This window comes from Acinetobacter sp. NS-4, from assembly GCF_037402435.1.
GTDB lineage: Bacteria > Pseudomonadota > Gammaproteobacteria > Pseudomonadales > Moraxellaceae > Acinetobacter.
In genome coordinates, this window is sequence record NZ_JBBEUE010000001.1 from 138594 (window position 1) to 161305 (window position 22712).

The 22712-nt window shown below is 40.1% G+C and carries 22 protein-coding genes, 1 tRNA gene and 1 CRISPR repeat array; of the genes, 14 read left to right on the forward strand and 9 right to left on the reverse strand.

The window, feature by feature from the left end:
• Positions 1-17: 17 nt before the first annotated feature.
• The 5 genes from WAE57_RS00665 (at position 18) to rpmE (ending at position 5092) form a co-directional block, all read left to right on the forward strand.
• Complete coding sequence (locus WAE57_RS00665) at positions 18-2165, forward strand: MFS transporter (protein ID WP_337707585.1); 2148 nt, start codon at positions 18-20, stop codon at positions 2163-2165.
• A gap of 293 nt (positions 2166-2458) precedes the next feature.
• A complete protein-coding gene (gene gloA / locus WAE57_RS00670) occupies positions 2459-2860 on the forward strand; it encodes a lactoylglutathione lyase (RefSeq protein ID WP_337707586.1) in 402 nt (133 codons plus the stop codon).
• 225 nt (positions 2861-3085) lie between these two features.
• The gene (locus WAE57_RS00675) at positions 3086-4057 is read left to right on the forward strand and encodes a bile acid:sodium symporter family protein (protein ID WP_337707587.1); all 972 of its coding nucleotides are present in this window, start codon (positions 3086-3088) and stop codon (positions 4055-4057) included.
• 114 nt (positions 4058-4171) lie between these two features.
• A complete protein-coding gene (locus WAE57_RS00680) occupies positions 4172-4660 on the forward strand; it encodes a hypothetical protein (RefSeq protein ID WP_337707588.1) in 489 nt (162 codons plus the stop codon).
• 207 nt (positions 4661-4867) lie between these two features.
• On the forward strand, positions 4868-5092 hold the full coding sequence (rpmE, locus tag WAE57_RS00685; protein WP_001200845.1) for a 50S ribosomal protein L31: 225 nt from the start codon (positions 4868-4870) through the stop codon (positions 5090-5092).
• An 87-nt stretch (positions 5093-5179) separates the two neighbouring features.
• Here the strand turns inward: rpmE and WAE57_RS00690 are convergent, their stop codons facing one another.
• The 3 genes from WAE57_RS00690 to epmB are packed head-to-tail and all read right to left on the reverse strand — an operon-like array spanning position 5180 to position 10051.
• Positions 5180-7294 (reverse strand): EAL domain-containing protein, encoded by a 2115-nt coding sequence (locus WAE57_RS00690; protein ID WP_337707591.1) that lies wholly within the window; start codon positions 7292-7294, stop codon positions 5180-5182.
• A complete protein-coding gene (locus WAE57_RS00695) occupies positions 7276-9021 on the reverse strand; it encodes a GTPase (protein WP_337707592.1) in 1746 nt (581 codons plus the stop codon). Before WAE57_RS00695 ends, WAE57_RS00690 begins: the two co-directional genes overlap by 19 nt.
• Positions 9022-9034: 13 nt before the next feature.
• Positions 9035-10051, reverse strand: a complete 1017-nt coding sequence (epmB, locus tag WAE57_RS00700; protein WP_337707593.1) for an EF-P beta-lysylation protein EpmB — start codon at positions 10049-10051, stop codon at positions 9035-9037.
• Between the two features lie 70 nt (positions 10052-10121).
• Here epmB and efp point away from each other — a divergent pair, with 70 nt between their 5' ends.
• The 8 genes from efp (at position 10122) to WAE57_RS00740 (ending at position 18565) form a co-directional block, all read left to right on the forward strand.
• Positions 10122-10691 (forward strand): elongation factor P, encoded by a 570-nt coding sequence (efp, locus tag WAE57_RS00705; protein ID WP_086175500.1) that lies wholly within the window; start codon positions 10122-10124, stop codon positions 10689-10691.
• A 173-nt stretch (positions 10692-10864) separates the two neighbouring features.
• Positions 10865-12970 carry a carbon starvation CstA family protein gene (locus WAE57_RS00710; RefSeq protein WP_237788415.1) on the forward strand — a complete coding sequence of 702 codons (2106 nt, stop codon included), beginning with the start codon at positions 10865-10867 and terminating at the stop codon, positions 12968-12970.
• Complete coding sequence (locus WAE57_RS00715; protein ID WP_337707594.1) at positions 12967-13269, forward strand: YbdD/YjiX family protein; 303 nt, start codon at positions 12967-12969, stop codon at positions 13267-13269. Before WAE57_RS00710 ends, WAE57_RS00715 begins: the two co-directional genes overlap by 4 nt.
• A 153-nt stretch (positions 13270-13422) precedes the next feature.
• Complete coding sequence (locus WAE57_RS00720) at positions 13423-14328, forward strand: AAA family ATPase (RefSeq protein WP_337707691.1); 906 nt, start codon at positions 13423-13425, stop codon at positions 14326-14328.
• A gap of 24 nt (positions 14329-14352) precedes the next feature.
• Positions 14353-15258, forward strand: coding sequence for a DUF58 domain-containing protein (locus tag WAE57_RS00725; RefSeq protein WP_337707692.1), 906 nt, complete (start codon positions 14353-14355; stop codon positions 15256-15258).
• Between the two features lie 3 nt (positions 15259-15261).
• A complete protein-coding gene (locus WAE57_RS00730) occupies positions 15262-17271 on the forward strand; it encodes a DUF3488 and transglutaminase-like domain-containing protein (RefSeq protein WP_337707595.1) in 2010 nt (669 codons plus the stop codon).
• A gap of 31 nt (positions 17272-17302) precedes the next feature.
• Positions 17303-17379 (forward strand) — tRNA-Val (locus WAE57_RS00735).
• 175 nt (positions 17380-17554) lie between these two features.
• Entirely contained in the window at positions 17555-18565 is a 1011-nt protein-coding gene (locus tag WAE57_RS00740) for a site-specific integrase (protein WP_337707596.1), read from the forward strand.
• Positions 18566-18594: 29 nt separating this feature from the next.
• Here WAE57_RS00740 and WAE57_RS00745 read toward each other — a convergent pair whose 3' ends face one another.
• The 5 genes from WAE57_RS00745 to WAE57_RS00765 are packed head-to-tail and all read right to left on the reverse strand — an operon-like array spanning position 18595 to position 20501.
• Positions 18595-19401 (reverse strand): SPFH domain-containing protein, encoded by an 807-nt coding sequence (locus WAE57_RS00745; protein WP_337707597.1) that lies wholly within the window; start codon positions 19399-19401, stop codon positions 18595-18597.
• Positions 19402-19458: 57 nt separating this feature from the next.
• Complete coding sequence (locus tag WAE57_RS00750) at positions 19459-19743, reverse strand: hypothetical protein (protein WP_337707598.1); 285 nt, start codon at positions 19741-19743, stop codon at positions 19459-19461.
• A complete protein-coding gene (locus WAE57_RS00755) occupies positions 19740-19949 on the reverse strand; it encodes a hypothetical protein (protein WP_337707599.1) in 210 nt (69 codons plus the stop codon). The genes WAE57_RS00750 and WAE57_RS00755 overlap by 4 nt, the downstream gene beginning before the upstream one ends.
• On the reverse strand, positions 19942-20352 hold the full coding sequence (locus WAE57_RS00760) for a hypothetical protein (protein ID WP_337707600.1): 411 nt from the start codon (positions 20350-20352) through the stop codon (positions 19942-19944). The genes WAE57_RS00755 and WAE57_RS00760 overlap by 8 nt, the downstream gene beginning before the upstream one ends.
• Positions 20349-20501 (reverse strand): hypothetical protein, encoded by a 153-nt coding sequence (locus WAE57_RS00765; protein ID WP_337707601.1) that lies wholly within the window; start codon positions 20499-20501, stop codon positions 20349-20351. Before WAE57_RS00765 ends, WAE57_RS00760 begins: the two co-directional genes overlap by 4 nt.
• 6 nt (positions 20502-20507) lie before the next feature.
• Positions 20508-20956: a CRISPR direct-repeat array (repeat unit 28 nt; unit sequence GTTCACTGCCATATAGGCAGCTTAGAAA).
• Between the two features lie 242 nt (positions 20957-21198).
• On the opposite strand from WAE57_RS00765, the gene WAE57_RS00770 reads away from it, so the two are divergent.
• The gene (locus WAE57_RS00770) at positions 21199-21657 is read left to right on the forward strand and encodes a DUF2147 domain-containing protein (protein WP_337707602.1); all 459 of its coding nucleotides are present in this window, start codon (positions 21199-21201) and stop codon (positions 21655-21657) included.
• Positions 21658-22221: 564 nt separating this feature from the next.
• Here the strand turns inward: WAE57_RS00770 and WAE57_RS00775 are convergent.
• Complete coding sequence (locus tag WAE57_RS00775) at positions 22222-22692, reverse strand: hypothetical protein (protein WP_337707603.1); 471 nt, start codon at positions 22690-22692, stop codon at positions 22222-22224.
• Positions 22693-22712: the final 20 nt, after the last annotated feature.

Sequence of the window (22712 nt, forward strand, 5' to 3'; positions counted from 1 at the left end):
CAGAAAAAAACAACGCAATGACAACACAATCTACAGGGTGGAAATCTGCCTTTACTGCTTTTCTCGATCGTCGTGCACTGATCATGCTGTTTTTAGGTTTTTCAGCAGGTATACCCATTCTTTTGATCTTTTCCAGTTTGTCGTTATGGCTGGGTGAAGCGGGCATTGAAAAAAGCGCAGTGACATTTTTTAGCTGGGCAGCCCTGGGTTATTCATTCAAGTTTGTCTGGGCGCCTTTGGTAGATGAATTGCCGGTGCCATTCTTGACCAAGCTACTGGGGCGACGTCGGGCCTGGTTGCTGATTGCGCAAGTTTTAATTATCAGTGCCATCTGCATTATGGCTTTTTCTAATCCGGCACTCGGTCAGGGTTATTTGTATCAGATGGCCGTAGGGGCGGTGTTACTGGGTTTCTCTGCAGCGACTCAAGATATTGTGATTGATGCCTATCGTATTGAGCTTGCAGAAACTGAAATGCAAACCGTGCTTGCCTCTACTTATAATGCAGGTTATCGCATCGGGATGATTGTGGCCGGTGCAGGTGCGCTGTTCCTTGCAGCATCACTGGGAACAGCCAAGGGAAACTATATTTATAACGCCTGGAAAATCACATATCTGGTTATGGCTGCAGTCATGCTGGTCGGAATCATGACTACTTTAGTGATTCGTGAACCGCGGGTTGAGCGTACTTATAAAGATTATAAACGTAGCGATTATTATCGCCTGGTGGCAGTGTTTTTTGTGGCCGTAATTGGCTTTGTCGTGAGCTATATTTTTTCTGGAAATTTAACGGAATCTGTTAAGGCACAATTTGAAATTACCGATTCATTGTTATTGTTCTGCTTTGAAACATTACGTTTTATAGGATCTGCTGCGGTAGCCGTATTGCTAGGCACATTATTGGTGAAAATGGGTGCGGTCAATAAGCATATGGCTGTTGAAACCTGGATCAATCCAATTGCCGATTTCTTTAAACGTTATGGCGTAAAGCTTGCTTTGGTCTTGTTATTGCTCATCGGTTTTTATCGCATCTCGGATATTATTGCCGGGGTCATCTCCAATGTGTTTTATCAGGATTTAAACTTTAGCAAAGAGCAGATTGCGGAAGCGGTAAAAATTTATGGGGTGATTTTTAGTCTGGTCGGTGGTTTCTTGGGTGGTTTGCTGGCACAGCGTATGAACATTATGAAACTGATGTTTGTCGGTGCAGTTCTGGCTAGCTCAACCAACCTGATCTTTATCGGTTTGGTCAAATCAGGCCAGCCGACCCATGATGTTCAAGTCATGGTCGGTCAGCACAAGTATCAGGTTCAATCGGATGAAGTGGGTTACTGGAAGTTAAATGTACCAAATCAGGTTTTGGCACAAGCTAATGCGGTACAGGTTACAACTCAATATCAGGATGGTACACAAGCTCCAGTTGTCACCACTGTGCCGTATTTAAAACTTGATGCTACACAAACCGGATTACAAATTCTGCCGGTGACTAGCGATAATGTGATTACTTCGCATGAAAAAGAAAACAGTCTGGTGGTGCGTGGTCAGTATTTTGGACCTGCATTATCTGAAACGCAAAAAATTGTCTTGCATTTAGATGAGCAGAAATTTGATGCCAATCTGGACAAAACTGGGGTACTTAGCGCGGCCATTCCAGCAGCAAGCCTGGCAAATTCAGCATCGAAACAGCTTGTGGCAGAAGTGCTAGACAATGATAAAGTCATTTTAAGTACACAGCATCGCTATACGGTCGATATGAACTCAAGCATAGCCAAAGGTCTGGATGTCGATGTTCAGCCTTTAGCTGCAGTCAATGCTCAATCAACTGATGATGTTGAAATTAGCGGCAAGGTGATTAAACCTTATAGTTCACTGTGGTTATATTTTGCCATTATTGTCGATAACCTGGCCTCTGGCTTGGCGGGTGCAGCCTTCATCGCATTTTTGTCCAGTTTAACCAGCGTATCTTTCACCGCAGTGCAATATGCCATTTTTAGTTCACTGATGACTTTAACGCCGAAGATTTTAGGTGGCTATTCAGGTACCATCGTGACCAATATTGGTTATCCGAATTTCTTCCTGATGACCACACTGATTGGTATTCCAATTTTAATATTGGTAGTTTGGGTCGCGAAGTTATTGCGTGAACATCAGCAACAGTCCAACTAAGCTCACATTTTAAAACTGTATCAATAACTCATTTTATTTAGAAGATGAAATGGGTTTTTTCTTTGGACGAAAGTCGAGGCAAGCGTTCAGTATTACTTATTAAATAGCCTAAGCAGAGAATAAGCTATCATCATGGTAAATCGTGATTTCAGTTTTGTATTGATTTAAAAAATGTATAAACACTGAGGGAAAGTAGAACAATAAGTAATAGCAATAGCTAGATTGTTAAATTGAATTCTTCACGCTAAATCCCTATAGTATCTGTAAAAATTGAAAACTCAGGAAAATGAATCATGCGCATGCTGCATACCATGTTACGTGTAGGCAATCTGGAACAATCTTTAAAGTTCTATACTGAAGTACTCGGTATGACTTTGCTTCGTAAACGCGATTATGAAGAAGGTCGATTCACTTTAGCTTTTGTGGGTTATGGTGATGAAGCAAATCATACAGTCTTGGAACTGACACATAACTGGGACACTTCAAGTTATGACTTAGGCAATGCTTATGGCCATATTGCTATCGCTGTAGATGATGCCTACAAAGCCTGTGAAGAGATCAAGGCACGTGGTGGTAAGGTGGTGCGTGAAGCAGGGCCAATGAAAGGCGGTGTAACGGTTATTGCTTTTGTTGAAGATCCGGATGGTTACAAAATCGAGCTGATTCAGCAAGATGCCAATGCGCGTAATAACTAATAGACCTCTTTCATAATTATTAACACCCTCTTTATTTTTCTCCCATAGGGAGAAATAAAAGGAATTTATGAAAGAAGGCTCATCATAAAGTGATATAGATAAACAAAATATTCAACATTGAGTTGAAAAACTGGCTTTATTTATTCAGCCCAGTAAGATGAAACTTTACCTTTAGGTAAATTCACTTATTGGGTTTTTTATTATCTAAAACTACAGGATGTCACCATGTTGAAACTATTGGCATTGGATCGCTTTACTATTTTGCTGGTCGTCATGGTAATTTTGGCCAGCATTGTTCCAGTATACGGTTTCGCTGCCGATGCTTTTGGAATAATTACCACCCTAGCGATTGCAATCCTGTTTTTTTTGCACGGTGCAAAGCTTTCTAGAGAAGCCGTAGTGCAAGGTATGCTGCACTGGAAATTTCATGTGGTGGTCTTTGCATTTACCTTTGCATTATTTCCTGCACTGGGACTGCTGGCTCAACCTGTTTTATTACCGTTATTAGGTAAGGAGCTGTACTGGGGCTTTTTGTTTATGTGTTTCTTGCCCTCCACAGTACAATCCTCCATTGCATTTACCTCAGTGGCAAAAGGTAATGTAGCCAGTGCAGTTTGTAGTGCTTCATTTTCCAATATCGTCGGCATGTTCATTACCCCAGTATTGGTCAGTGTGTTTATTTTAGGTCAGTCACAACACGGCTTTAATCCAACGTCCTCGATTATCCAAATTACCTTATTGCTGCTGCTTCCTTTTATTTTGGGACAAATGCTCAGACCTTATGTTTATCCCTTAATGCTGAAAAAGCCAGGAATAGTCAAAGCATTTGACCAGGGGACTATTCTTATGGTGGTCTATGCTGCTTTTAGTGGGGCAGTGGTGGCAGGATTGTGGCAAGAAGTGAGCTGGCAAACGCTACTGGTTTTGACTGTAGCTTGCTCGATATTTTTGACTATGATCATGCTGCTGGCTTTGCACATTCCAAAATGGTTGGGTTTTAACCGTGAAGATCAAATCGCGATGTTTTTTTGTAGTTCCAAAAAGACATTGGCTAGTGGGGTACCGATGGCACAAATCCTGTTTATTGGCCAGCCCTTGGGTATGATTGTTCTGCCGATTATGATTTTCCATCAAATTCAGCTCATGGTCTGTGGTGTGGTTGCAAATTATTGGTCGAAACAAAAAATTGAAAATTAATACAAGCAGAAAACTGATTCAAACAGAAAACTTTAAAGTTAAAATTGGAGTTTTCTGTTTTGAAAAGATGATAAAAAATTTATATTAAAAGAAACAATGAATTCAAAGGATAAAATGAAAATTACAAAAATTATGGTATTTTGTGCGGTCTTTCTCAGTAATTATTGCCTTGCCCGAGAAGATTTAACAATTCATACAAATCGGGATATTTTTGAAAAAATGTATTTAATTACAATGCAGCCGATGCTGAATTATTGTAGAGAAACACAACCTCAACTTAATTTAGAGCTGGAAACTGCTTATGCAATTGTAAGCGTAAAACTGCTTAAAGCCGTAAGAACAGCTAAGCTGGAAGGGTTGAGTCCTATTCAGAAAAAAGAAATGGATCAACCAGTTGATGCAAATTTTAAAAATGCGCTTAAAGTCATGCTTTCAGCGATGGATCAATCGATGAGAAGGGTGGATTCAAAAATATATTGTCCCTATTTGATTTCTAAGCTGAATGCATTTGATGAAGCCGAATTTATATCTGCAGTTGAAGCTCAATACCGAGCTTATATTGAACGGGCAAAACAGTTTAATATTTCAACTAAGAAAGAATGACCTATTTATTAATATGAGGCTTTCAGATATACTCTTGCCCACTTGTTGTGCTTAGCTCTGACGGTATCCGTCTCGGTGGGCCAAAAGAATGGTCTGTTGTGGTGTTGGTCTAGCTTTTTTCTGGATTAAGCTTATTCCTCATGAATCATGAGAGTGATCAATTTGCGATGACAGCATAAGCCTTTCTTAACTTAGGAGTAATCGACGATGCGCGCCGATATTCACCCAAAATATGAAAAATTAGTTGCTACTTGTTCATGTGGTAACGTAATCGAAACTCGTTCAGCGCTTGGTAAAGAGACTATTTACCTAGACGTATGTTCAGCATGCCACCCATTCTATACTGGTAAACAAAAGAATGTGGACACTGGCGGCCGTATCGACAAATTCAAACAACGTTTTGCTGGTATGTCACGTTCTATCAAACGTTAATACCCAAAATGAAAAAAACGGGCTTCTTGCCCGTTTTTTTATGTCTGTCATTTCATCAATGACGCTATGACAGACGTTGTACAAGACCTATTGGTCTTGTACATCAATCAAATGATCCAGTTTTTTCTGGAAATAATCACCCTGAATAAAACGTGCATCCACATTCCATGCATTTGCAAACAGAGTCATGTCATTGAGGTCACGTAGCATGATTTCGCCAGGTTTGATTTCTTGGAAAGAGCTCAACTTTTCCTGTAATTCCTGCATAGTTTTTTCTGTCTTCAACATTTTGGTCAAATTCTGATGTAAAGTTAAACAATTCACATCAAGTTGACGTAACATCGACTCACTATAAATGGTATTCCCAAAGTCTCGAAGGGAGACCTCAGCACCAAATTGGCGCAATTGGGCAATATGCTTTTGGGTATCTGAAATATTTTGGCTAATATCTTCTTCTGAGAATTGTAAAATTAACGGATGCTTCAATTTACTGCGGACAATAGTAATGAGTTTCGAAATAAATTCAGGGAAGGTTCGGTCGTGTAAGAGCACTGCTTTATTCAAATTCACGATCAATTTTGCTTCAGGATATTGAGTAATGAAATTATGGAGTTGTTTACATGACTCCACTAATATCCAGCGATCCAGTTTAATGGATAATTCAGGATCTTCTGCGAGTTCTCTTAAACCAGCTAAATCTTTCCAGGCATTTTCATAAATAAAGCCGCTGGTCACTTCATAAGTATATAAATTGGTGTCTTGCTTGTCATAAAGTTGCTGATATTTAAGGTGGATTTCACCGCGATCCAAACTTTGTTGCAAGGCTCTGAGTAGGGTTGCTTCAGGTGAACTAGGGGCTGCCTTAATTTCTGGGTGCTGAAGTTCAATGCTTGGAATGTCTAATGGTGCATCCAATACAAGTGATGGAGTTGGTTGATTTTCCGGTAAGGCAGTTTTATAAGCTGAAGCTATAAATTGTTCAAAATATTTTTCATCGCGTATTTCAGAATCTAACAGTGTATAACCAATTCTCAGATTAAGCGGATAAGAGGTTTGACTGATTGACAATAATTGCGGTTTTTTTAGCGAGCTTAAACCTATAAGTTTGGATTCAAGTTTGGCTTTGGACTCGGCTTGGAACAGACCGACATAAATCCCTGAACTCATTTCAAATAAAGGCACATGGGTTTGTTCTTTTAAAAATTCTTTAACCGTGCTGAAATAATTTTTAAAAGTATCCCATTCACCTTCAAAAATGCTGTCAGGGCAGGAGGTCAAAGAGAACAGAACCAGTGCATTAATGTCAGAAGGCTGTTGATTAATTGTGCGATTAATCAACTGATAAGTATTAGGCTTTTGAGCATCGGCTGTTGCTGATGTGGTCTGAGCTGATGGTGAAGATTCAGTATCAATGGTAATTTGTAAAGCATCTTCTTCATCTGTAGAGGGTAAAAACTCAATTTTCAGCGGATTTGGAATAGATACCTGATTATTCAGGCTATTGATCTCAAAATGCCCTAAATCAAACTGACCTTGGGAAATTTTTTTAAAGCGCAGTTTAAAGTCATTTAAATCTTTAGGCTGAAGCAGATCCAGTAAGGGGAGGCCCACAATTTCATCTTCATCTTTGAGGCCAAAAAGTGCTAAATATTCGAGGTTTGCCTGAACATGAATACCTTCCTGAATTAGTGCAATGGCCTTGTTGCTTTCTTGTACCAAAGACTGAGCATGGGTTTGAGCCGTTTCTAGCTCTTCCATGAGATGTTGTTGAGTTAGGATTAAACGACTTAATGAAAGTGCACGTAAAAGACCAAGGTAAAAACGATCTGGATAATCCAGATTCAGAATGTCATAGACCCCTTTACGAATATAGCCTGCGTATTGATCGGCCTGATAATCATCAGGTTTGAGCAGGATCATAGGCAAGTTGGGTTGATTTGATAAGCGAATCAGGCTCAAAGCCTGTTCATATTTTAAGTCGTAAGCACGGCCAAAAATAACCAGATCCCAGGTATGGTGTAATTGTTTTTCGAAATTTTGTAAATCATCAAGCAAAGTTGCATGTACCACATGTTCACTCGATGTTAAAAGATCACGGATTTGATTAAAACGTATTTGATTATCATCGATAATGAGTAAACGTGTTTCAGTACGTTTTAACTTTTTAGACAATAATGGATTTCTCACTTCAATGCTTCCCATAAATCGTGATTCTTAATTTCATTCGTTTGCTTATTAATAAAGTTTTTGATCAGAATTTCTTGTTGCTCATTCAGCAACTCGAATTCAAAACGAATAAAACTTTGTGTAATGATTTGAGCTTTAGTTAAATAAATTTTTATTTCTTCTTGTCCTAAACGTAGATGAATCGTTTGTTTTTCTCTAAACATGTGTGAACCAGACACCACCAGGCTGGTTGATACATCATCCAGTTGGGTGGACTGAACAATCAGGGCTGGTTGGTAATTATTGCTATGACGATCTGTTTTGACCATAACAGCACAAGGAAATAAATTTTGTGCCAGTACTTCTAGTCCCAGTTCCAGGCTCTTGGCAGTTGACTGCTTGATCCAGCGGACTACACCACCACGCCAAGGACTATGGGTGTTTTCCTGAATTAAAATAAATTCGCCAGTTTTTAAATTCGCAGGCGCAGCGCCATTCCATTTAATTCTGTAACCATTAACACTGATGTCCAGAACTTCTGCTGGATAAATTTGTTTGGCTTCTCGGTCTAAAGTTTTTGCTGTGCTGATTTCAGCAGGAATATTCGAATTCATCGAATTGATAAAGCTGCTTTCATTGTGGAACTGATAATTGGTATCTAGATCTAGAGTCTCATGAAAGTTTTTACCTTTAGACAGGTAGAAATGTGCCACTGAAAGACTAAAACAGATTTGTAACTGTGCAGAATATTCATAACGTTCATGACGACGCTCAGTATTGGTTGTAAGCAGGTTGTGAATATGAAAATGCAGTGCCGGTGTTAAGAACAGCTTTTCATTACGCGATAGATAACCTGACTTTTTGGTTTGAGTTTCAGAGAGGTGATCTAATAAATTTTGTGTTGAAATATAGATGGTCGGTTTATAAAGACTGGATTGATTGGTATTAAAAACCGGTGGGTAGTCTTTATTGGTATCGACAATATAACGAGAAAGCGTGGTTTCTTTAGGTAACACATGCACCAGTTTTGCCCAGTCAAAACTGCATAAATACAAGCCCTGCATTTCCGAAGGCCGGATTTGATGGGTATTTAGAATTTCCAGCAATACCAGTTGTGAATAAGCCTGAGTAATGGTCTGTAAAGGATGTTGCGTATCCAGTATCTGGTTAATATTGGTTTGATAAAAATTATTTTTCATTGCACATTCAATCAGCTGATGTGCAATTAACCATTGTCCAAATAAAGGCGTGCTGTATAACAGGTGTTGTTGATAGAGCAATAAAGAGAGTTGCTGCAAGGCATAATACGTAGAAACGATTCTTGCGGTTTGCAAACTTTTCTTTTGATTGAATGCAAAGATAGAAAACTTTTGGATGCTAAGCTGTGTGTTGCAGCGTTTTGAAATATCGATATAAATTTTGGCAAAATGACTGCGTAGCAGGATCGCAAGATCAATGATCTGGTCACTACGATCATTGGTAATGAGTCCCTGATTGAAAAAATGCTTTTCCAGACTGCCTAAAACATTATCAATGGTGGGATGCAGGATTTGAACCAAGTCAAAACGCAACATTTCAGGACATTTAAGTTCTGATATTTCCAGCAATGCATTGAAAAGTTCTTTGGAAGAATTCCCCAATTGAAGAATGGATAAATTGGATACCCAGTCTTGCAACCCCTTGGTATTGGTTGGGCAGAAGCTTAATTTTTCCAACTTTAACTCTGTTGGTGTTTGGAAGATATCTGAATTACTCATAAGCATCGTTATTATTAACTCAAAAAGTTGAAACTCCAAAAAGCGGTGTTTTATTTTTTTCGCCCGCGATTTCCCTAACGAGTTTAGGAACCAAATATCCTGGCAGGTTCTCTAAAACCTCTTCATATATACGATTAATTTCTTCAGGACTTAAGTCAAAATGATGGGCACCTTTTACTTTATCTAATACATGTAAATAGTATGGCATCACACCCGCCTCAAACAGACGGTAACTTAAATCCACTAAAACCTGCGCAGAATTATTAACCCCATTTAATAAAACCGCTTGATTGAGCACGGTAATTTGATGTTGAACCAATATGGAAAGTTTGGCGCAAGTAAAATCATCAAGCTCAGCAGCATGATTTGAGTGTACCACTAGAATAATGCGCAGCCTACTGTTTTTTAATAGGGAAATTAGCTCTTCATCGACACGGTTGGGGATTACGATAGGAACCCGTGAATGAATTCTCAAAAATTTAATTTGCGGCACTGACTCAAGACGTTCAATCCACAGGGCAAGTTTCCGGTTAGACAAAGTAAGTGGATCACCACCGCTCAAAATCACTTCGTTTATATCTGGTTGTTTTTGAATATATTGCTTAATATTTAACCAGTCTTCGTTTTTAGGCAGGTTTTCCTGATAAGGAAAATGACGGCGGAAACAATAGCGACAGTGAACGGCGCAAGCACCAGTCAAAGTGAGTAAAAAGCGCGATTTGTATTTATGTAATACACCAGGTTGTTGATTGGCCTGTTCTTCCCCTAAAGGATCAGTTATAAAACCAGGATGATCTTCAAGTTCCAGATGATGGGGTAATACTTGTAATAGCAGGGGATCAAGCGGGTTGCTAATGCTCATTTTTCCGACGAATGCACGCGGAACACGTAATTTAAACTGTTCAGAAGCAAGGATTGCCCCTGATAATAATTGATCAGGCGAGAGTTGAAGCGCATCAAGCAACTCTAAAGGATCTGTAATTAGGTCACTCAGTTGAGATTGCCAGTTTTGCTCTTGATACAAATAGTTTATCATGCCACGTGTTAAAAATAATGCTAGTCTAGCATTAATAGATTTAAGTTAGTAAGTTTGGAGTGAGCCTTTCATGGCCAATTATTCTACAAATGACTTTAAGCAAGGTCTTAAAGTAATGCTTGACGGCAATCCATGTTCAATCATGGAAAATGAATACGTAAAACCTGGTAAGGGTCAAGCATTCAACCGTGTAAAACTTCGTAACCTTAAAACGGGTAAAGTTTTAGAAAAGACATTCAAATCGAATGAAACACTTGAAGGTGCCGACATCGTAGAAGTAGAAATGAACTACTTGTATAACGATGGTGAAATGTGGAACTTCATGGATCCTGAAACTTTTGAACAGATCACTGCAGACAAAACTGCAATGGGTGATGCTGCAAAATGGTTAAAAGACGATTCTAACGAACTTTGCACAATTATGTTGTTCAATGGCGTGCCATTGTCAGTAAGTGCGCCAAACTTCGTGGTATTGAAAATCGTTGAAACTGATCCAGGCGTACGTGGTGATACTTCTGGCGGCGGCGGTAAACCAGCTAAACTCGAAACTGGTGCAGTTGTTCGTGTACCATTATTCGTGCAGCAAGAAGAAAGCGTTCGTGTAGACACTCGTACTGGTGACTATTTAGAACGTGCATAATGGTTTTAAAATAGACTATTATCGAAAGGGATGATGAAAATCATCCCTTTTTTTATGCCAAAGTATTACATGAAAAGCAAAGTATGAGGAGTACAGTCGCAAAGCAAGAAACAGCAATTATACCGAACAATAAAAATGAACGCTGATTTATGCATTAGATATGAGGGCTTTACATGGAAACAATTCAACCGAAGTTAACCCTAACTTCAAAAATAGTGTGGCTTCTAGTCGCGATTTTAGGCGCGGTATCATTCGGGATACTCGCAATCAGCAGAGGAGAACATGTTAATGCAGTCTGGCTCGTTCTGGCTGCCATCTGTGTATATAGCATTGCTTATCGCTTCTACAGTTTATTTATTGCCAATAAAGTTTTTGAACTCAATGCACGACGATTAACTCCAGCGCATCGTTTAGCCGATGGTCTGGATTATGTTCCCACTAATAAATATGTCCTGTTTGGTCACCACTTTGCAGCCATTGCAGGTGCCGGGCCTTTAGTGGGGCCAATTCTTGCCGCGCAAATGGGTTATCTGCCTGGCACCATCTGGTTGTTGGTGGGTGTGGTTCTTGCAGGTGCTGTACAAGACTTTTTGGTATTGTTTATTTCGACCCGCCGTGATGGACGATCACTGGGTGAAATGGCAAAGCAGGAGCTAGGTTCCTTTGCTGGTGTGATCGTGATGCTGGGTGCGCTTGGTGTTATGGTGATCATTTTGGCGGTATTGGCATTGGTGGTGGTAAAAGCCTTAACCAATAGTCCATGGGGAGTGTTCAGTATTTCAGCAACCATTCCAATTGCATTATTTATGGGCGTATATATGCGTTATATCCGTCCAGGTAAAATTGCCGAAGTTTCAATTATCGGTTTTGTGCTGATGATGATGGCGATTGTCTATGGCGGTAATGTTGCGGCTGATCCTTACTGGGGACCGATCTTTACACTGTCTGGTACGCAACTGACTTGGTGTTTAATCACTTACGGTTTCGTTGCTTCAGTCTTGCCGGTCTGGTTGCTGCTTGCGCCACGCGACTATCTTTCTACTTTCTTGAAGATTGGTGTGATTGCCGGTCTTGCAGTCGGGATCATGGTGGCATTACCTGAAATGAAAATGCCTGCGGTAACGCATTTCATTGATGGTACGGGTCCTGTATTTGCAGGCTCAATGTTCCCATTCTTGTTCATTACCATTGCCTGCGGTGCTATTTCAGGCTTCCATGCCTTGGTTTCTTCGGGAACGACACCAAAACTCATTGAAAATGAAGTCGATATCCGTGTCATTGGTTACGGCGGTATGTTGATGGAATCTTTCGTTGCTGTCATGGCGATGATTTGTGCCACCATTCTTGAGCCGGGAGTCTATTTCGCAATTAATGCACCTGCTGCCGTATTAGGCACCACGGTTGAAAGTGCTGCTGAAGCGGTGCGTACTTTGGGCTTTGTGGTGACCCCTGAAGCATTGACTTTACTTGCTCAGGAAGTAGGTGAAAGCTCGATTCTTTCGCGTACCGGTGGTGCGCCAACATTTGCGATTGGTATGGCGCACATTATTACGGAAATTTTCAATAACCGTTCCATGATGGCGTTCTGGTATCACTTCGCGATTCTGTTTGAAGCCTTATTCATTTTAACTGCGGTAGATGCCGGTACTCGTGCTTGCCGTTTCATGGTTCAGGATACGGTGGGTATTGTGATCCCTGCGTTGAAACAATCGCACAATTTCTTTGGTAATCTGTTTGGAACCGCCGTAGCTGTTGCAGGTTGGGGGTTCTTTGTTTATCAAGGTGTGATTGACCCACTTGGCGGTATCAATAGCCTATGGCCTTTATTTGGTATTGGTAACCAAATGCTTGCTGCAATGGCCCTGATTTTGGGTACTGTCATCTTGTTCAAAATGAAGAAAGAGAAATATGTTTGGATCACTATTTTTCCAACCATATTCTTATTTATTACCTGTATGACGGCAGGTTGGCAAAAAATCTTCCATGAAAATCCAAAAATTGGTTTCCTGGCACAAGCCAACCGATTCTCTGATGCAATTGCGCGTAATGAAATTTTAAAACCAGCCAAAGACATCGCTGAAATGCAAACGATTGTATTCTCGAATCAAATCAATGCTGTACTTTGCGGTTTCTTTATGATTGTGGCGATTGTGATGGTGTTTGCTGCCATTGGTGTGATTCGTCGTGCATTGGCAGATCCTAATCCAAGTGTGCATGAGTCAGAAGCTATTTACAGTGATGAGATTAGCCCAAATGAAGTGGCAGGAGAGGTGAAATGAGTCTAAAAGATCAAATTCGCCAGAAACTGGCCGTGGGTAAAATCATTAAACTCACTGTGCTGGCGCAGCCGAAAAAGTTTTTGATGCTGAATGGGATTAAAACCATTCAGATTATTTGGCAACGTCTACAGCAAAGCTTTCGCCTGATGGTCGGTGTGCCGGATTATCAGACTTATCTGGAGCATATGCAAAAGAATCATCCGGACTTGGTCGCAATGGATGCCAAAACATTTTACCGTCACTGCGTGGATGTACGTTATCCAAGCGCGGGCGGTGGAATGAAAAAATGCCCTTGCTAACGTGATGAATCATTTGTCAGAAATCTTTTGATTTGTTTGGAAAAACTACAAAACGGTGTATGTTAAACATGCACCGTTTTTTATTGAGGAAAGAGTGTGATTTGGGGTACGAATAAAGTTCAAAAACAAGAACTCACGCCAGCGCAGCAAGAGCTGAATTTTCAGGTGGAAGCTTATGCTGCAAAAATTCAGGCATTTCAGGCTCAAATCAATAGCATTATTCTGGATAAACAACAGCAAACCAAACTGGCTTTAAGCTGTTTGCTGGCCGGTGGACATGTGCTGTTTGAAGATTTGCCCGGACTGGGTAAAACCACATTATCCAGTGCCTTGTCGCATATTGCCGGATTGAAGTTTCAGCGTATTCAGTTTACCAATGACATGCTGGCCAGTGATGTGATTGGGGTGAATATGTTTAATCAAAAAGAACATCAGTTTGAGTTTAAGCGCGGACCCATTTTTACCCAAATCTTGCTGGCCGATGAAATTAACCGCTGCAGTCCCAAAACTCAAAGTGCTTTGCTGGAAGCGATGGAAGAAGGGCTGGTGACGGTCGATGGGGTACGCTATGACTTGCCGCAGCCTTTTTGGGTGATTGCTACACAAAATCCGTTGTTCCAGAGTGGTACTTATAGCTTGCCCGAATCCCAGCTTGACCGTTTTTTGATGCGATTGTCACTGGGCTATCCATCGCGTTCAGCAGAAAAACTGTTATTACAGCAAGATTCCCGTTATGCCTTGATTGCCACATTGCAACACGTCTTTAATGAACATGAAATTTTAGCCATTCAACAGCTGGTGACGCAGATTTATATTGCCGATGTGGTGCTGGAATATTTGCTGGATCTGGCGACTGAAACCCGCAAAAGCCCGCATGGTTTATCCACCCGTGGATTACTGGCATTGAAAAAAGCAGCGCAAGCGCATGCCCTTATCGAACAGCGTGGTTATGTAACGCCAGATGACGTACAGGCGGTGTTTGCTGCTGTGGTGTCGCATCGTATTGGCCTAAGCGAAGCAGAAACCTTGCAGCTGATGCAGCAAGTCAATGTCAGCTAAAGGGTGATTTACTTGACTAAAATTTTGACCCAGCCGTGGCAAAAATGGTTAGCGAAACGCTTTCAGTTTAAAAAAATCAAACAGCTCTCGCAAAAAGATATTCTGATTTTTATCTATCAGCAGGGCTATCTGTATCTGGTGTTGATCTTGCTGACCTTTATTGCCGGGATAAATTATGCCAATAATCTGATTTTGGGTTTTTGCTTTCTGGTCAGTGCCATTTTATGTATCAGCTTTTATTTAACCTTCAAGCAGTTGCATGGGCTCAAGGTTGAAGTTTCTGTCAATGAAGTCGGGCAGGCAGGACAGCAACTGGATTTGCAATTACATTTTCAGCAAGCACAAAAGCAGCCGCGTTATTTGTGGGTTAAAACCAGTCAGCACCTGGAAAAAATCTTCATTTCAGAATTGAAGCAAAATATGACCTTGTCTTTTTTTACTGAAAAAAGAGGGCAATTTGATTATCAAACCCTGCAGGTATATTCGGTTTATCCCTTTGGACTGGTACGTGCCTGGACCTATTTTTATTTAAAAGAATATTCATGGGTGGCCCCTAAAGCGGCTTTTTATCCTGCAGAAAACAAGCAGCATCAGCACAGTTTTGAGCCGGATATGGATGAATTCCGTGAACTGCGTAATTTCAAGGCGGGAGATAGCTTACAAGCTGTATCATGGAAGCAGGCCGCACGCGGCCAAGGTTTATATATCAAGGTATTTGAACAGCACAATGAGCAGCCGAATATTGAAATTCATTATCAGAATATGCCGAGTACTCAGCATGAAGAAAAATTAAGTCTCATGATGGGCTTAATTGAACAATGCGAGCAAATACAGTGTGCATATGCAGTCTTTTTACCACAGGCTGAATTGGCTGTAGGCCTCGGTGAAAGTCAGTTATTACAGGCCAAAAAACTTTTGGCGCAGGCTTAAATCATGATTCATGCACAGATCAGAACCTCGATGCTGATGACCCTGTCGTTGATACTGATGACACAGGTTCTTTTTAATCCTCCGGTATTGAGCCTGATTTTTGCCCTCATTATCCTGTGCTTATTTTATAGTTTAAAAGATCAGTCCAAGGCCTTATCTAGAATATGGACCTTTGTGCTAACTTTCTTTGCTCTGGCGACCATTTATTTTAACTATCAAACTTTTATTGGCATAGATGCGGGCGTTGCCATTTTATCGACTTTTTTATTTGCCAAGGCCTTGGAAAGCAAGAATAAACGCGATGTGATTATCCTGTTTAATTTTGCCATGTTTGTCAGTGCCAGTTCATTCCTGTTTAGCCAGTCCATTTGGATGGCACTGATGGTGCTATTATGTTTACTCAGCTGCCTGATCGGGCTGTATCGGTTACAGACTCATGAATTTAAACAACTGCAAAATCAGTCCAGCGCATGGCAAAGTGATGCAAAACATGTGGGAAAATTGCTGATTCTGGCTCTGCCTTTTTTTATCTTGCTGTTTGTGTTTTTCCCGCGGTTACCGCCGCTTTGGGCGATTCCGGTTCCGGTACAAAAAAGTGTTACTGGAATGAGTGACAGCATGTCACCAGGTGATATTGCCGAGCTGTCACAGTCGACCAGTCTGGCGTTCCGAATTATTGGCAATATGAAGCAATTGCCAAGCCGTAATGAGCTGTATTGGCGAGCCATGGTTTTAGATCAGTATGATGGCAGAACCTGGACCAGCAGTTTTGTGAATGAACAGTTGGTCGTAAATCAAGATGTTCAGAAAAGTAAATACAGTTTTGATTATCATTATTTAGCGGCTGATCCTCATGTCATGTGGGTGATGGGCTTAGAGAAATCACGACCATTACAGCAGAACTATCAATTAAAACAGGATGGTCGTATTACGCCGGTGCGAGAAATTTTGCAGAATCAGCCGATTGCATTGCAGTGGCTGGGGAATGCTCATACGCAACAAGAGGCCTTGTACACAACAAGGTTATTGCAACAAATCAATACCAAAATACCAGAGCGCTTAGATGAGCAATCACGCCAGTTTGCATTAGAGATGTTTAGGCAGAGTGGACAGCAACCTGAACGTTATATAAGCAATATTTTGCAGTGGTACAAGAGTCATGACTTCGCCTATACCTTAAATCCCGGATTATTGGGGGAAAACCGGATCGATGAATTCTTGTTTCAATCACGGCGTGGTTTTTGCGAGCATTATGCCTCGAGTTTTGCCCTGTTAATGCGTTATGTCGGAATTCCTGCACGTGTTGTGATTGGCTATCAGGGTGGCCAGCTTGCACCGGATCGTTCCAGTTGGGAAGTACGCCAGCTCGATGCGCATGCATGGACAGAGGTACTCTTAAATGGTAAATGGCAAAGAATTGATCCTACTGCGATTATTGCACCGCAGCGGATAGATGGTGGAATGCAAAATTATATTGAAAGTGATCGCAGTGTTTTGGGCAATAAAGAGCAAAAGTGGAGATACCGCCAATTTGCAGTGATGAAAAACATGCGAATCTGGAGTGATTATGCGAGTTATCAATGGCAAAGCAAGGTTGTGGGTTATGATGCCGAAAAGCAGCAAGGCTGGTTGTCAAAGTTAGGTATTAAAAGCGCTTATGCCAGTAGCATCATTATGCTATTGAGCATTCTATTGGTGGTGGTAGTTTATTTTATCTGGATTTTTTATCGAAATAATCAGTCTGTTTCTGCCTATGAGCGTGCCATTCAACAATTTTCCAAACAATTGGAACTTAGTTTGCGCAAGCAGCCTGCGGAAACCTTTTATAGCTGGATGCTTCGTTTGGCTGAACGAACAGAACAGGATCAACAACAGATATTTGCGCAAACGGCACAGCATTATCAGCAACAACAATATTCATTCCTGCAAAATCATCAGCAAATAAAACAATTTAGAGGAATGCTTAAAACTTGTGCAGATACGTTAAAAAAGAACAGAAAGCACTTGTCTTAAAAAATAAAAATGAATATTATTCACAGCACTTAGGTGTATAGCTCAGTTGGTTAGAGCGCTACGTTGACATCGTAGAGGTCAGCAGTTCGAGTCTGCTTATACCTACCAATATTCTAAACGTTATGTTATAAGGGTTTTAAGCGAAAACAGTAGCTTAAAGCCCTTTTTTGTTGTCTTAAATAAAGTCTACCCTTAACAGCACTATCTTTATAATCGTTACTTTTTGCCGATAATGCAGTTTAATTTAGACCAAGATTAGACCAAGATTTTTGAGTTTAGACCAATGAAATTACCTAAGCCGATCAAGCGCGGTGAAAGCTATCGAATAAAAATTATGATTGCGGGGAAAACATATTCTGCAACCAGAGATACCGTAAAAGAATGCGAGCAGTGGGCGGCGCAAAAATTACTTGAGTCAAAGGCAAATCAGCTGGCTGAAGATCAAGGGATAAAACAACATTACCCATTCAAAACACTTTTTCATAAATACTATGATGAACAGGGCCGGAAGCTTCGCGGATCAAAATACGTCAAAGAACAATTAGGCCCATTTGATGAGAAATTTGGTGCACTGGCAGATATGTCCATTCATGACATTACACCAAAGCATTTAACAGCCTGGCGTAATAAGCGATTAAAAGAAGTTGGTGAAAATACAGTACTGCGTGAAATTGCGCTGTACTCATCAGTTTTTAGCTACGCCGTAAAGGAACTATTCCTGCTTGAGACTAATCCGTGGATGGGTATTAAGAAACCGGCGAAGCCTAAAGCACGTAATCGCCGTATCCGTGATGATGAGATTGATTTAATTATTGAAGGGTTAGGGTATAGGCATGGTCAGGTGCCAACACTTCCCGAGCATTATGTTGCCTGGGCATTTTTATTCGCATTAGAAACAGCGATGCGCCGTGGTGAAATTCTGGGTATTACAATGTCGGAGATTTATGATCGGCATGTGCATTTACCAAAAACCAAAAATGGTGATGCTCGTAATGTACCGCTGACGAAAAAGGCTTTGGCTTTACTGGATCTAATCGATCATGAAGGGGATAAGTTGATTCCACAGTCTGAGAATGCCTTCCGGTTAATGTGGGAGCGTAGAAAGGAGAAGGTGGGGTTGGCAGATATTCATTTCCACGACACGCGCCATGAGGCTATTACCCGGTTTGTGAATAACCAAAAATTACCGGTAGAAGTTCCAGCCAAAGTAACCGGCCATAAAAATATTAAAGTCCTGGTGAATACTTATTACAACCCGGATGTTGAAGATATTGCGGATATGATGGATGCATAATGATTAAAGCCCCGGGATGGGGCTTTAATTTATTTCACTTGGCCAATTGCGGTAAATTTATCTGGAACAATAACCATCGTATTTAAGGTTCCTTTTTCAGCTGCTTTCAATAGTGCTTCGGCTTTAGTTTTTTCAGCTTCAGCACGAAGGAGATCAACGTATTTTTCAGAGGCGTTTTCAGCAAGTACTTTTTTAATTTCAGTTTCAACACGTGCGGTTTCTAATTCATTTTGCTTTGTCTTTAAAGCATTTTGAGAATTAACAATTGCTAATGATGAATCTAAAATAGATTTAGGTGGTGAAACTTTTAAAATGTTAATTTCATTAACTTTAACAAACTTATCTTTGCCTTGAGCTTTTAATTTAGCATTAATACTATTTTTGATTTCAGTTTCTATGACTGCTCGATTATCATTCACCGCTAAAGCTTTATATTTACTCACAACATCATTGATTGCCGAGTTTGCAACGTACTGCACATACTGACCTAGTAAATACACATCACCATCATCTGTAATGATGTGCTGTGCTTTTTCTGTCTTATACGCGATTGCAGCATTTGATGGCACAATCCCGTAATTCACTTTTAGTTGAAAATCTTGCATTGGAATCTTTTCAACTACAATAGGTTGAGATTCAACATTAAGCACAAGATTTCGCTTTGATACTTTGATTACATCACCAATCACAGTTTGATGTAATCCTTGCCCCAGTACGGTATCTTCAATTTCACCGCTGAACGTTTGACGAATACCAACATCTGCATCAGTGATGCGCGTAAAGCTTGCTGGTATAATAATTAAAGCTAGGATAATTGCGACTATGATTGTGCCCACTATACCAGCAGTTTTATATGACTTTTTTTTGCATGTTTACCCCTTTATAAAAAATGATTAATTCTTTCTACTGCGTCCGCGTTTTGCCACAGGCCGGGCAGTCAAAATCAAATTTGCCTGCTCTGGATCGTAAAGGCATTTTCCACGAGTGCCTTTGTTGATCTCTGCACAGCGATCTCGGACCGCATCAACACTAATGCCATACTGCTGAGCCAATTCAGAAGCGGATACCAATTTTGGGCTTACATCCTTGATCGATACGATCTTTGCACCGCCAACCTCAGAGCCTACAAATAGCTGAGGCGCTTCACCGTATACGGTGATTTGAAAAACTCCCATCATGACACCTCCCGCAAACTTTTCAAAACCTCAAAAGGCAACTTTACATTCACATTCGGCTCATCATTTCGCATCCAAAAATCAACAGCGATATAATAAAGCGCAGATACCTGATCAGCAGTAAGCGTTTTGACTGTGCCGGTTTTACTGATTACATGCGAAGCTAAGTCTTCAGCAAAGTCTTTTGCGATTTCTAGAATTTCACTCATTGACTGGCTCCTTTATAAATGCCCTAAATGCATTATGAACCTCTATAACATCACTCTCTTCTAGATAAATGCCGATGTTAGTAAAGATTGCATGATCTTCATCGTCATCAAGCCACTTTCCAGTTGCAATACCATTTGGTTTTTTAGGGTTAAACCACCAATAATTGATTGGACTAGTTGGTTGTTCCTGTAAAGGCGCTGGAACTTTAATTCCATTAATTAAAATAAAAGAAGGTTTTATTCTGAATTTAACAACTCGTCCGTGGTGATTTGGCTCACCTAAAAGACAGCCAACTTTAAAGCGGGTGTCTTTATCAAAACTTAGCCATGTATCATCTTCATGATCAAAGTACTGAACACTTTTACCTTCTTCAACAGCAACAATTGCTTGAATCCCATTCATCCCTTTTGCTCCTGTGCTTCGCCTAATTTAATCCCACCTTCTTCTGGATATTCAGCAACCCAAGCATATAAGCCAGCACCTTCAAAGCCTGATTTACACTTCTGGATAGTTACTTCAGTGTCCAGATTGTCTGGATCTTCATAACACATGAAATTAGTGATGTACTTATAGGCAGCTTAGAAAGCTGTAACATCTTTTGTAAAAGTTAGATTGAAGTTCACTGCCATATAGGCAGCTTAGAAAATGCAAACGCCAGTCGTCCTGGTTGATGAAGGGTTCACTGCCATATAGGCAGCTTAGAAAGTACCCCCAGCATTAATAACATTCGCTGTATTGTTCACTGCCATATAGGCAGCTTAGAAAATCGGGGTAATAAATTCTCCCATGATTTTAATGTTCACTGCCATATAGGCAGCTTAGAAAACCAAAAATTACGACTAAGGCTAAAGTAATCGGTTCACTGCCATATAGGCAGCTTAGAAAGAAATAAGTCAGTCCCGCCGATTATTAGCAAAGTTCACTGCCATATAGGCAGCTTAGAAATGATTTGATACAAATACCCGGGTGCCGACCGCAGTTCACTGCCATATAGGCAGCTTAGAAATCATAGGGATGGGCTTGGTAGTGTTACTTCGTTATTAAATGTCATGGTTTTCTTTAATCCTAGCTTAATAGTAATTGAACGTTGTAAAAATGATGATATCTTTGATTAATTATTGAAATAGCTATCAAATATATATTTAATTTTAATGAAATTAATGTCTTAATAGAAAAATAATTGTTATACTCTCGCCAATTTTGAGCACAGCTGTGCTTATTTACTTCTTTGAATTGTAAATACTTTTTATGAACCGTAAGTTTTTTGGTGCTACTGCATTATTTTTTTGGCTAATCAATCCATTAGCTGCTATGCCATTTGACCCGTTAATCGGGACTTGGAAAGTTATTGATGATCGTACTGGTTATTATGTTTCAGACATCGTGATTCGTAAGAATTCTAAAACACAACAGTATAGTGCTGTCATTACTAAAAACCGATCTTTACCTGGTGTTGCAAGTTCTGAAGTATGTAGTAAATGCCAAGGTGAACTGAAGAATCAGCCAATTTTTGGAATGGAAGCTCTTAAAGGTCTTGTTGCTGATGCTACCAATAAACAATTTAACAAGGGTCTTTGGATTAATACGCAGGATGGGCGTGTATATGATATTGATGCCAGTTTAAACGCTGCTGGAGACCAAATGAAAGTCTATGGTAAAGCCAAAAGTGCCAATGTAACTAGCATCATGACTTGGAAGAAGCTCTGATATAGTTCTCAAGTGATTATTTTTTGGTAAATAAATTATAAGTAAGAATAAGCAAAAGAAACCCATCACAGGGATGGGTTTTGGGAATTAGTGCTACTTAGTTATTACAGGTCTCGTCTTTGTATGAAACCTTGAGTAAATATTAATCAGCTAATATTTCAAAAATAAGAAACCCACCGAAGTGGGTCTGTGCGATCGAATACTATCCGTAGTATTAGGGTGTGAAGATAGACCTATAAGATGACATTATTGTTTAGGTTTGCTTTATAAATAACCATGTGGATTATTTTTTCTTGAAATAAAAAGTGATCAGCAATATCACGATAATAATGAGAATTACTGCAATAACAGCTCTTTCTATGTTGGTCTCCTGCAAATCACATGCGAATATTTCAGCATTGAATATTGTCTTTTTTCTTATAGTAGTCCAAAGCTATGTCCAGATGTTCACTGCCATATAGGCAGCTTAAAAGAGGTACGATTTTGGAGCTTACGTCTTAACAGTTCATTGCCAGGCATAGCTCAAGATTACATTTAAAACCCTTCAGAAAACTTCCTTCATTTTTATATCGAACTGCGCTTAAGTTGTTCTAACTCTATAATATTTTGATCAATCTGATGTTCCATTACAGGTAAAATCTGCTTTAAGAACTGGCAATATGAAATGGCCTCATCCGCAGTAACCGTACCTGTTTTGACCAGCTGTTTTTGCTGCTCCAACATTTGGCTCACCTGACGTAAATCGGGTTGCTGTCCATGACTCAAAGCATCGCTAATTGCTGCGAAATCTTGATACAGTCGGTCACGTTGTTGAATTAATTCAGCCTGATTGGATACCGCCACTGGATTGGCTTGAGCTGGTGCGCTAAGGACTGCTTTTTTTTCTAAAGTAGTTTCAGTTGGAATTGGTTTTTCTTTCGGTTTTGCTGTATTTGGTAGAGTTGGGGAGAGCGGTTTAAATAGATAAACCATAATGATGAGTAACAAGGTCACAATAAAGCCGATAATAAGACCAAGTCGTATGCTGCGATTCATGCCAGGAATCCTGCTCTTGC